The sequence below is a fragment of the Plasticicumulans acidivorans genome (assembly GCF_003182095.1).
Taxonomy (GTDB): Bacteria; Pseudomonadota; Gammaproteobacteria; order Competibacterales; family Competibacteraceae; genus Plasticicumulans; species Plasticicumulans acidivorans.
In genome coordinates, this window is sequence record NZ_QGTJ01000001.1 from 271695 (window position 1) to 282797 (window position 11103).

Annotated in this window: 6 protein-coding genes; 2 read left to right on the forward strand and 4 right to left on the reverse strand. The window is 68.3% G+C overall.

All coding sequences use genetic code 11. The features are described from left to right. The first annotated feature begins 45 nt into the window (after positions 1-45). Both C7443_RS01130 and C7443_RS01135 read left to right on the forward strand, forming a co-directional pair. A complete protein-coding gene (locus C7443_RS01130) occupies positions 46-4089 on the forward strand; it encodes a hypothetical protein (protein ID WP_110016736.1) in 4044 nt (1347 codons plus the stop codon). A 64-nt stretch (positions 4090-4153) separates the two neighbouring features. Further along, positions 4154-4522: a PilZ domain-containing protein gene (locus tag C7443_RS01135; RefSeq protein WP_110016737.1), complete on the forward strand. Its 369-nt coding sequence runs from the start codon at positions 4154-4156 to the stop codon at positions 4520-4522. 69 nt (positions 4523-4591) lie between these two features. Here C7443_RS01135 and serS read toward each other — a convergent pair whose 3' ends face one another. The 4 genes from serS to C7443_RS20510 form a co-directional block, all read right to left on the reverse strand. Next, positions 4592-5872: a serine--tRNA ligase gene (serS, locus tag C7443_RS01140; RefSeq protein WP_110016738.1), complete on the reverse strand. Its 1281-nt coding sequence runs from the start codon at positions 5870-5872 to the stop codon at positions 4592-4594. Positions 5873-6005: 133 nt separating this feature from the next. After that, complete coding sequence (locus tag C7443_RS01145; protein ID WP_246004491.1) at positions 6006-7322, reverse strand: replication-associated recombination protein A; 1317 nt, start codon at positions 7320-7322, stop codon at positions 6006-6008. A gap of 10 nt (positions 7323-7332) precedes the next feature. Next, positions 7333-7965, reverse strand: coding sequence for an outer membrane lipoprotein periplasmic chaperone LolA (gene lolA / locus C7443_RS01150; RefSeq protein WP_110016740.1), 633 nt, complete (start codon positions 7963-7965; stop codon positions 7333-7335). Positions 7966-8032: 67 nt separating this feature from the next. Continuing rightward, on the reverse strand, positions 8033-10924 hold the full coding sequence (locus C7443_RS20510; RefSeq protein ID WP_110017015.1) for a DNA translocase FtsK: 2892 nt from the start codon (positions 10922-10924) through the stop codon (positions 8033-8035). Positions 10925-11103 lie beyond the last annotated feature (179 nt).

Here is an 11103-nt window from a genome sequence, read left to right on the forward strand (position 1 = left end):
GGCTATCGTTGCAGCTGGAGCCCGTCGCTGCCATGGAGTCCGGCCATGCCGCTCGTTTTGACCGTCCTGCTGCTGATGCTGTCCGCTTTCCCGGTCCACGCCCTCGAACCCGCCCAGGTCCCCGGGCCGCTGCACCCCTGGATCGACTGGGTCGTGCGCGACGAGCCGGCCGCCCTCTGCACGCCGCTGGACGCTCAGACGGATGCCTTTCCCTGCGTCTGGGCAACTGCGCTGCAGCTCGAACTGGCGACGGACGGCCTGCGCTTCAGCGGCCAGTGGCAGCTGCAGCGCAGCGACTGGGTCGAGCTGCCGGGCAAGCGGCCGGACTGGCCAAGCGGTGTACGCGTCGACGACCGCACGGCGCTGGTACTCGACCGCGACGGCCGTCCGGCCTTGTACCTGCCGGCCGGCACCCACCGTATCGAGGGCCGCATCGACTGGCGCCAACCGCCAGCGGTGCTGGCGCTGCCAGCGGCGCTCGCCGCCATCGACCTGCGTCGCGACGGTCAGCCGCTCGCCGTACGCCGGGACCGCGACGGCGGCCTGCTGCTCGCCGACGACGATGCCGGTGCAACGCAGGCCGACCGCCTCGACATCGAGGTGATGCGCCGGATCAGTGACGAAATCCCCGCCCGCCTCAGCACCGTGCTCAAGCTGCGCGTCTCCGGCGGCGTGCGCGAGGCGACGCTCGGCCAGCCGCTGCCCGCCGGCTACGTGCCGCTGGCGCTCGACAGTCCGCTGCCGGCGCGGCTGGAGGCCGACGGCCGCCTGCGCGTGCAGCTGCGCCCCGGCGTGTGGACGCTGCAGCTGACAGCCCGCCACGAGGGCCCGCTGACCACGCTGGCGATCGCCGCGCAGCCGGCGCCCTGGCCGGGCAGCGAAATCTGGAGCTGGGACGCGCGGCCGAACCTGCGCACGGTCACCGTCCGCGGCGGCCATCCGCTCGATCCGACGCAGACCGCGCTGCCGCCGGACTGGCGCCAGCTGCCGAGTTATCTGCTGCAGCCGGCGCAGCCGATCGAGCTGGTCGAGAATGCCCGCGGTCTGCTCGGTACCGATGACAGCGCCCTGCGCCTGGAGCGTACGCTGTGGCTGGACTTCGACGGCCACGGCTGGACCGCGCTCGATCACATCAGCGGCCGCAGCGGCGCGCTGGCCCGCCTCGATGCGCTCGCACCGCTGCAACCCGGGCGCATCAGCAGTGACGGCGAAGATCAGTTCATCTCCCGCCAGGGCAACGCCAGCGGCATCGAGCTGCGCCGCGCCACACTCGACGTCAGTGCCGCCAGCCGCATCGAGCAGGCCGCGAGTGCCACTCTGCCGGCCGTCGGCTGGGACTTTGCCGCGCAGTCGGCCAGCACCCAGCTGATGCTGCCGGCCGGCTGGCGCCTGCTCGCCGCCAGCGGCCCGGATGCGGTGCAATTCGGCTGGCTGGCGCTGTGGAACCTGCTCGACCTGTTCCTGCTGCTGGTCATCGCGCTCGCCTGCCAGCGCCTGTGGGGCTGGCCCGCCGCGCTGCTGGCCCTGCTCGGCCTGGGGCTCGGCTGGCACGAAAGCGATCTCGACCCAAGCCTGTGGCTTGGTCTGGCCGCAGCCACTGCCATCGGCCGCCAGCTCACCGCCGGACGCCTGGCCCGCACCATCGAGCTCTGGCGCGTGCTGAGCTGGTTGGCCCTGCTGCTGGTCGTCCTGAACTATGCCGTCCCGCAGCTGCGCGGTGCGCTCTATCCACAGCTGGCGCCGGCGGAAGCCGGCGGCATCGGGCTCGAAGTGGCTCGCCCGGCGGCGCTGCCGGCGGCGGCCCCGCGCTCGCTGGCCTTGCGCCAGAAGATGTCCGATGCCGCCGAGATCGAGCTGTCGACAAATGCCGAACCGCGGCAGCGCCCGTACGAACGCTATTCCACCGATGTCGTGGTGCAGACCGGGCCCGGTCTGCCGGAATGGAACGGCACCCGCATCCGCCTGCAGTGGAATGGTCCGCTGAACCGTGATGCCAGCCTGCAGCTGCATGCGCTCGGCCCGGACGGGATGCGGCTGTGGCGCCTGAGCAGCGTCATCGCCCTGTTCGGGCTGCTGTGGCTGACCCGCAGCAGCGCCAGACCCTCTTTGTGGCGTCGGCATACGGCCGCGCCGACCCTGGCGCTGCTCATCGGCCTGCCGCTCGCCAGCCTCACGCCACCACCGGCGAGTGCTGCCGACTTCCCGCCCGGCGAACTGCTCGAAGAGCTGCACCAGCGTTTGCTGGAAGCACCCGCCTGCGCACCGCACTGCGCCACTATCGAGGCCCTCGATCTCCAGGCCGACGGCACGCAACTGCAGCTCGCGGCAACGGTGCTCGCCGCCGAGTCGGTCGCCATTCCGCTGCCGCTGCCGGAGGGCCGCGTGCAGCTGCTCGCCGCCCGCCTCGATGCCGATTCGGCCTGGCTGCTGCGCGCCGACGACGGCCGGCTGTATGCCCGCATCCCCAGCGGGCGCCATACGCTGAGCTTGCGGGTGGCGCTGCCGTCGGCGCTGGCCACGCTCGATCTGCCGCTCGCACTGCCACCGGCACGCGTCAGCGCGCAGATGCAGGGCTGGCGCCTGCTCGGTGTGCTCGACGGCCGCCCGCAGGGCGGACAGCTGCAACTGCTGCGCGAAAGCGACGCAGCCGGCGGCGAACGCCTGGAGCCCGGTGCGATGCCGCCGTATGTACGCATCGTCCGCGAGCTGCACCTCGCTGCCAGCGAGTGGACGCTATCGACACGCATCGAACGCCTGTCACAGGTCGGCAGCGCCATCGCACTGCAGGTACCGCTGCTGCCCGGCGAACATCCGCTGGCGGCGGATCTGCGCACGGTCGACGGCAGCGTCGAAGTCACCCTGGCGGCGCAGACCGATGCCTTCACCTGGGAATCGACGCTTGAGCGTCTGCCGCAGTTCACGCTGCATGCCGGCGAGCGCTGGAACGAGGTCTGGCGCCTCGATGCCGCGCCGCAGTGGCACGTCGCAGTCAACGGGCTGGCGCTGGTACAGCGCTTCAACGAGACGGGCGACTGGCAGCCGGAATGGCGGCCATGGCCCGGCGAATCACTGCAGATCCGCATCGAGCGCCCGGGCAGCGCCGGTGGCGCCGTGCTGACGGTCGACAGCGTCAGCCTCGACGACTGGCCCGGTGCCGAGTCGGGACGCTCCCGCCTGAGCCTGGTACTGCGTGCCAGTCGCGGCCTCGACCACCGCCTGCAACTGCCGCCCGGCGCGATCCTGCAGGAAGTCAGCCTCGACGGCCGCCGCCTGCCGCTCGAAGCGCGTGACGGCGTGCTGACGATCCCGCTGCACCCCGGCCGGCAGACACTGCAACTGGGCTGGAGCAACCCCGGCGGAACACTCAGCACGCAGTACCGCACCCCGGCCTTCGATCTCGGCCTCGCCGCCAGCAACCAGCGCATCGCCCTGCACATGCCGGCCGATCGCTGGGCACTGTGGGTCAGCGGTCCGCTGCAGGGACCGGCGGTGCTGTTCTGGGGCATGCTGATCGTGCTGCTGGCAGCAGCCGTGGTACTCGGCCGCCGCCGCTTCGCGCCGCTCGGCGTATTGCAGTGGAGCCTGCTCGCCCTCGGCCTGACCCAGCTCGAACCGTTATCGCTGCTGGTGCTGGTCGGCTGGTTCGCCGCCCTCGACTGGCGTGCCCGCCATGCGGCAAGCCTCGGCAATGTGCGCTTCAACCTGCTGCAGCTGGCGCTGATCCTGCTCAGCCTGCTGGCGCTGACGACGCTCGCGCTCGGCATCCGCCAGGGCCTGCTCGGTCACCCTGACCTGCAGATCGTCGGCAACGGTTCGAGCGCCCGCCTGCTGCAGTGGTATCTCGATCGCAGCGGCGGTGAGCTCGCCAGTGGCAGTGTGATCTCGGCACCACTGTGGCTGTACCGTGTGCTGATGCTGCTGTGGGCCCTGTGGCTGGCGGCGGCGGTCATCGGCTGGCTGCGTTGGGCGTGGACCGGCTTTGCCAGCGGCGGCGTATGGCGTGCCTGGCGTCGGCCGCGGGCAACAGCAGAGGAAAAAGCACCGCCCCGGGAGATCGACGATTCACCATTTAACGGAGCCGGTGACTAGGCTTGAGCCGTAGTTACGCCTAGCGTGTGTGTCCTTTGCAGTCATCCGTGACGGTAACCGCATCATGTCCGAAGAACGCCGCATCTACTCCCGTATCCCGTTCGTCGCCCACGCCCGCCTGGAAGTGGACGGTACGGTGCATGAGGTCGAACTGCTCGACCTTTCGCTGAAGGGAGCGCTGCTGCAATTTTCCGGCACCGCCCCGGCGCCCGGCAGCGGCATGCGGATGCAGCTGGCGCTGGACCCAGCCGAAGAGATCGTGCTGGCGATGCACGGCATTCTGGTCCACACCGAGGGCGATCGGCTCGGCCTGCACTTCGATGCGGTCGACATCGACACGATGACGCACCTGCGCCGCCTGATGGAATTCAACCTCGGTGACCCCGAGCGCATCCGCCGCGAGGTCCACGAGATGGTGCAGATCGTCAGCTGAAGCGAATCCGCCTCGATAACAGCCAAAAACGGCGCCGCAAGGCGCCGTTGCTGTTCATGCGGCCGGGGCTCAGGCCGGGCCGTGGCAGATGCGCTCGACACCGCCCATGTAGGGGCGCAGCGCCTCAGGAATGTGCACCGAGCCGTCCGGCTCCTGATAGTTCTCCATGATCGCCACCAGCGTGCGGCCGACGGCCAGCCCGGAGCCGTTGAGGGTGTGCAGCAGCTCGGGCTTGCCGGTTTCCGGGTTGCGCCAGCGCGCCTGCATGCGTCGCGCCTGGAAGTCGGTCATGTTCGAGCACGAGGAAATCTCGCGGTACTTGCCCTGGCCAGGCAGCCAGACCTCGATGTCGTAGGTCTTGGCCGAGGCAAAACCCATGTCGCCGGTGCACAGCACGATAACCCGATACGGCAGCTCCAGCCGCTGCAGCACGCTCTCGGCATGCTGCGTCAGCCGTTCCAGCGCGGCGAAGGAATCCTCCGCACGCACCATGTGCACCATCTCGACCTTCTCGAACTGGTGCTGACGGATCAGGCCGCGCACGTCCTTGCCGTAGGAACCAGCCTCCGAGCGGAAGCACGGCGTGTGCGCGACATACTGGCGCGGCAGCTCCACCGCATCGAGGATCATGTCGCGCGCCAGATTGGTGACCGGCACCTCGGCGGTCGGAATCAGGTAGTACGGCATCTCGCCGGCGAGGCGGAACAGATCCTCCTCGAACTTCGGCAGCTGGCCGGTTCCGTACAGGCTGTCGGCGTTGACCATGTACGGAACGTAGATTTCCTCGTAGCCGTGCTCGCGCGTATGCAAATCGAGCATGAACTGGATCAGCGCCCGGTGCAGATGCGCCAGATCGCCGCGCAGCACGCTGAAACGCGCACCGGTCAGCTTGGCCGCCGACTCGAAGTCGAGGTGATTGGGCAGCAGGTCAGCATGATCGCGCGGCTGCCATTCGAAGGCGCGCGGCTCCCCCCAGCGACGGATCTCGACATTGTCGTTCTCGTCGCGGCCGTCCGGCACCGAGTCGTCGGGGATGTTCGGGATCGCCAGCTGGATGTCGCGCAGCTGCTGCTGCACCGCTTCGAGGTCCTGCTCGGTCTGCTTGAGTTCATCGCCCAGATGCGCGACCTCGGCCAGCAGCGGCTGGATGTCTTCACCGGCGGCCTTGGCCTTGCCGATCAGCTTCGAACGGGTGTTGCGCTCGTTCTGCAGATCCTGCGCGAGCACCTGCAGGGCCTTGCGCACGGTTTCGAGTTCACTGATGCGCGCCACGTCCAGCGTCATGCCGCGTCGCGCCAACTGGCGGGCGATCGTGTCGAGGTCGTTTCTGAGCAGCTTGGGGTCGAGCATCAGTGAGTCTCCGCAACGGTGGCCACCATCCGGCGGCAAGGGCGCGGATTATGCCGCCTGCGCCGGCAAACGCGAACCGGGCAAGGCCGGGTTCAGCACACGACGGCCGTGTCGCTGGACGCGCTGCTGTGCGTCAGCAGCCGTCGCGCGCCGCGCGATCCAGCGCGCGCAGGTGATCGAGCTTCTCGGCGATGCGGATCTCCAGCCCGCGCGGCGGCGGCTGGTAGTAGCGGCGCTCGCCCAGCGCCTCGGGAAAGTAGGTCTCGCCGGCGGCATAGGCCTGCGGCTCGTCGTGGGCATAGCGATAGGTCTTGCCGTAGCCGAGCTCTTTCATCAGCCGTGTCGGCGCGTTGCGCAGATGCTCCGGCACCTCCAGCGTGCCGCCGGCGCGCGCATCCTGCATCGCCGCCTTGAAGGCCATGTAGACCGCATTGCTCTTCGCCGCACAGGCCAGGTAGACCACCGCCTGCGCCAGCGCCAGCTCACCCTCCGGGCTGCCCAGACGCTCGTAGGTCTCGGCCGCATCGAGGGCGATGCGCAGGGCCCGCGGATCGGCGTTGCCGATGTCCTCACTGGCCATGCGCACGATGCGCCGGGCCAGATACAGCGGCTCGCAGCCGCCATCGAGCATGCGGCACAGCCAGTAGAGCGCGGCATCCGGCGCCGAGCCGCGCACGGACTTGTGCAGGGCCGAAATCTGGTCGTAGAACAGATCACCGCCCTTGTCGAAACGGCGCACGCCGCCGCTGACCACTTCCGGCACCGCCGCATCCAGCGCCCCCTGCTGCGCGGCCGCAAGCTCCGCCGCCAGTTCGAGCAAACCGAGCAGCCGACGCGCATCGCCATCGGCCGCTGTCACCAGCTGCTCGCGTGCCTCCGCATCAAGCGTCAGGCCGCGGCCACCGAGGCCGCGCTCGGTATCAGCGAGGGCGCGCTCGATCAGCGCCAGCAGGTCTTCGCTGTCGAGCCGGCGCAGCACGTAGACACGCGCCCGCGACAGCAGGGCGTTATTCAGTGCAAAGCTCGGATTCTCGGTGGTGGCACCGACGAAGATGACCGTGCCGTCCTCGACGAAGGGCAGGAAGGCATCCTGTTGCGACTTGTTGAAACGGTGCACCTCATCGACGAACAGCACCGTACGCCGCCCTTCCGCCGCCCAGACCTTCTGCGCCTCGTCGACCGCCGCGCGCACTTCCTTGACGCCGGCGAGCACGGCGGAAAGGGCGATGAAGTGTGCCCGGCCGTATTCGGCGATCATGCGCGCCAGCGTGGTCTTGCCGGTGCCCGGCGGCCCCCACAGCACCATCGAATGCGGCTGGCCGGACTCGATCGCCACGCGCAGCGGCTTACCCGGCGCAAACAGATGCGCCTGGCCGACGACTTCATCGAGCCGGCGCGGCCGCAGCCGGTCGGCCAGCGGTCGTGCCGCATCACGCGCCTGAGTATTCAAGATCACACGCTCAGGAACGATCGCCGATGACGTCGACACCCGCCGGCGGCGTGAATACGAACTCCGCGGCATCGAGCGCGGGATTGTGCTTGAGGCCGATGAAATCGAGCCGGGTACGCCCGCCGAGCTTGTCGAGCAACTCGATGGCTGCCAGCTCGCCGTCGCCGAAGCCGATGCGCAGGCTCTGGAAATCGCTGTCGGACGACTTCGGTGTCAGCGTGTACCAGTCGAGTCCCTGGATACGCTGCACCTTGCCGACGCTGAACGCCTGATCGATCGGCGCCACACCGGACAGCAGCGCCAGCGGCGTGCTGCCGAGCGCGTTGTCGAGCGGTTTGACCGTCACCTGCTCAAGCCCCGGGTCGTAGACCCACAGCCGCTTGCCGTCGGCGACGATGGTCTGCGGGCTGGGTTCGGTGTAATCCCAGCGGAAACGCGCCGGCTTCGCCATCGCCATGTGCCCGGCCGAACGCTGGGCGACACGGCCGTTGGCATCGAGGACAACCTGGCGGAAACCGGCATCCAGCGACTGCAGCTCGCGGAAATACTGGGTAACGGACACCTCGGCCTGCACGCTGAACGGCAGCAGCGCGAGCAGGGCCAGCGGGAACAAACGACGTAAGACTTGGAACACGAAGGGCATGGCGAATGGACTTGCGTGGGCAGGAACAGCGGATGGGACGACGAAACCGGCGCCGAGTTCAGGAAGCTCAGGCTTCCGACGGCGCGCCGGCCAGCACTTCGCGCGAGCCGTTCGACTGGATCGGGCCGACGATGCCGGCACGCTCCATCTCTTCGACCAGACGCGCGGCGCGGTTGTAGCCGATCTTCAGCCGCCGCTGCACGCCCGACACCGAGGCACGCCGGCTTTCGACGACGATGCGCACCGCCTGGTCATAGAGCGGGTCCTGTTCGGCGTCGGCACCGTCATTGGTGGCGAGCGGATCACCGGGAAAGGCCGGGCCGCCATCGGCCGGCTCGTCGAGGATGCCGGTGAGGTAATCCGGCTCGCCGACCTGGCGCAGGTACTCGACGACGGCGTTGACCTCATGGTCATCGACGAAGGCGCCGTGCACGCGCTGCGGCACGCCGGTGCCGGGCGGTGAATACAGCATGTCGCCGTGGCCGAGCAGCGCCTCGGCGCCCATCTGGTCGAGGATCGTGCGCGAGTCGATCTTCGAGGCCACGGTCAGCGCGATGCGCGTCGGGATGTTGGCCTTGATCAGGCCGGTGATGACATCGACCGAGGGGCGCTGGGTGGCCAGGATCAGGTGGATGCCGGCAGCACGCGCCTTCTGCGCCAGTCGCGCGATCAGTTCTTCGACCTTCTTGCCGACGATCATCATCATGTCGGCCAGCTCGTCGATGACAACGACGATATAGGGCAGCGGTTCCAGGCCCGGCGCTTCGTCATCGAGACTGTCGTCGGGCTTCCACAACGGATCGGCGATCGGCTCGCCGGCGTCGATCGCCTCCTCGATCAGCTTGTTGAAACCGGCGATATTGCGCACGCGCATCGCCGCCATCAGCCGGTAGCGCCGCTCCATCTCGGCAACACACCAGCGCAGCGCGTTCGCCGCGTCCTTCATGTCGGTAACCACCGGCGAGAGCAGATGCGGAATGCCCTCGTAGATCGACAGTTCAAGCATCTTCGGGTCGATCAGGATCAGCCGCAGCTGATCGGCGGTCGCCTTGTACAGCATGCTGATCAACATGCAGTTGACGGCGACGGACTTGCCGGAGCCGGTGGTACCGGCGATCAGCACGTGCGGCATCTTCGCCAGATTGCCGACGATCGGTCGGCCGCCGATGTCGACACCGAGCGATACGGTGAGCGGCGAGGTGGAATTCAGATACACCGGCGCGTCGAGAATCTCGCGCAACTGCACGATCTGCCGGCGCTTGTTCGGGATTTCCAGGCCGATCACCGATTTGCCCGGAATCACCTCGACCACGCGCACGCTGATCACCGACAGCCCGCGAGCAACGTCCTTGGCCAGATTGGTGATCTGGCTGACTTTGACGCCAGCCGCCAGATCGAGCTCGAAACGGGTGACGACCGGCCCCGGTTCGACGCCGACGACACGCACCTCGATGCCGAATTCCGCAAGCTTCGACTCGACCAGCCGGGACATCTCCTCCAGCACCTCCGGCGTATAGCCGGCGGTTTTTTCCCGTGGCTCGTCGAGCAGATCGATCGAAGGCAGCGGATCAAGTTCAGGTTTGGGCGGACGCAAGCCAAACAGGGCGGCGTGCGCCTCGCTCGGCGCCGCCTTTACGTCTGCGGCAGACTTTACGGTGTCGGGCGGCGGGTTATCGCCGGCCATCCCCACGCCCCCGGTGATCGACACCGCAGACGTCGCTGCCGGCTTGAGCAGCTCACTGCGCACCGCCGGGGCAACGGGAGCCACAGCCGGCATCGGCGCGACGACGATCGGCGCTACCGCGACTGCAGATTCACTCACCATCGGCGGGACGGGGATTGCGACAACGGGCTCTGCTGCCGGCACCTGCAATTCCGGTACGGAGACAGGCGCAGCGACCTCAGTCAGCGGTTTGCCGGCCGGCCGGCCGATGACCCAGTCAGCCACATCACTCTGCTCCCCTTCCGCAGCCGCCACGACAGGCGCTACGGCGGGCTGCACCACCGGCGGTGGAGTGTTCTCCCAGGGTGCGGGATCACTCTCGAAATCGTCATCACGCTTGACGACATCATTCGCAATCTCGGGTATCTCCGCGATCTGGGGGGCGACACTGACCGTCGGCAGCACGGCGGCGTCGAGCTGCGGGACACTGCGGCTGGCGCTGAGCCCGACCATGTCGGCAAGCTCGGGCGCCAGCGATTCGGCTGGCGGTATCTCTGCGTGTACAGCATGTCCAGGGGCTGCCAGCGGCACCTGCTCGGCCCGCGGCGACGCTTCCGCCACAGGATGCGGGGCGGCTGCAGGAACGGGCTCGTCCGTCTCCACGGCGTCGCGTCCGCGCCCGACGATCACACTCGAACTCAGCAACGCCAGCAGCCGCGACGCCAGCGCCCCCGCCTCCCAGACGCCGCGGCCGACCAGATCGACCAGAGACAGCCAGGACAGGCCGGAAGCCAACGTGACGCCGGCCAGGAACAGCACCAGCAGAAACAGGGTGCCACCGCTCGGCCCGAATGCCGTGACCAGGCCGTGCGCCGTGATGTTGCCGATGATGCCCCCCGCCGAGCCGGTGAGAAACTCTGCCGAAGGGCGCAGATGCAGCGCCGCCAGCCCACTGCCGGCACCGATGGAGACCAGCAGACCGACCGTGCGGAAAACGACGATCTCACCGTCGAGCTCGGCGATGCCATTGCGCTTGAACGCCGCCCAGCCGGCAATGGCAATCGACAACGGCAGCGCAAAAGCCACATAACCGAGAAAGTAATAAGCGATATCGGCAAACCAGGCACCGGCGACTCCACCGAGATTCGCAATCCGGCTGCTGTCACCCGTGTGCGTCCAGGCCGGATCGGCGCTGGTATAGGATGCCAAGGCAATAAACAGAAAGGCCGCGATCGCCGCCAGCAACAGAAAGCCGACCTCCCGCAAACCGTAGCTGATATGTCTGACGATCTTCACGCCCGCGGGCGTGACATTCTTTCTGCGCGCCTGGGCCACGCTGCCTTCCTTCACTTCCTGCCAATCGGGGAAACCGCCCGTCACCCGGCGGCGGTGCCGGGCAACTGGAACGAGCCGGCATTGTCCCACTCAAGCCACGGGCTGGCAAAGTCGCGCCGTTGACAGCTGATTTCTGTTAC

Bases quoted from the DNA above. Each gene is read 5' to 3' on its own strand.
- C7443_RS01130 (WP_110016736.1), top strand. From the start codon at position 46: ATGCCGCTCGTTTTGACCGTCCTGCTGCTGATGCTGTCCGCTTTCCCG.
- C7443_RS01135 (WP_110016737.1), top strand. From the start codon at position 4,154: ATGTCCGAAGAACGCCGCATCTACTCCCGTATCCCGTTCGTCGCCCAC.
- serS (WP_110016738.1), bottom strand. From the start codon at position 5,872: ATGCTCGACCCCAAGCTGCTCAGAAACGACCTCGACACGATCGCCCGC.
- lolA (WP_110016740.1), bottom strand. From the start codon at position 7,965: ATGCCCTTCGTGTTCCAAGTCTTACGTCGTTTGTTCCCGCTGGCCCTG.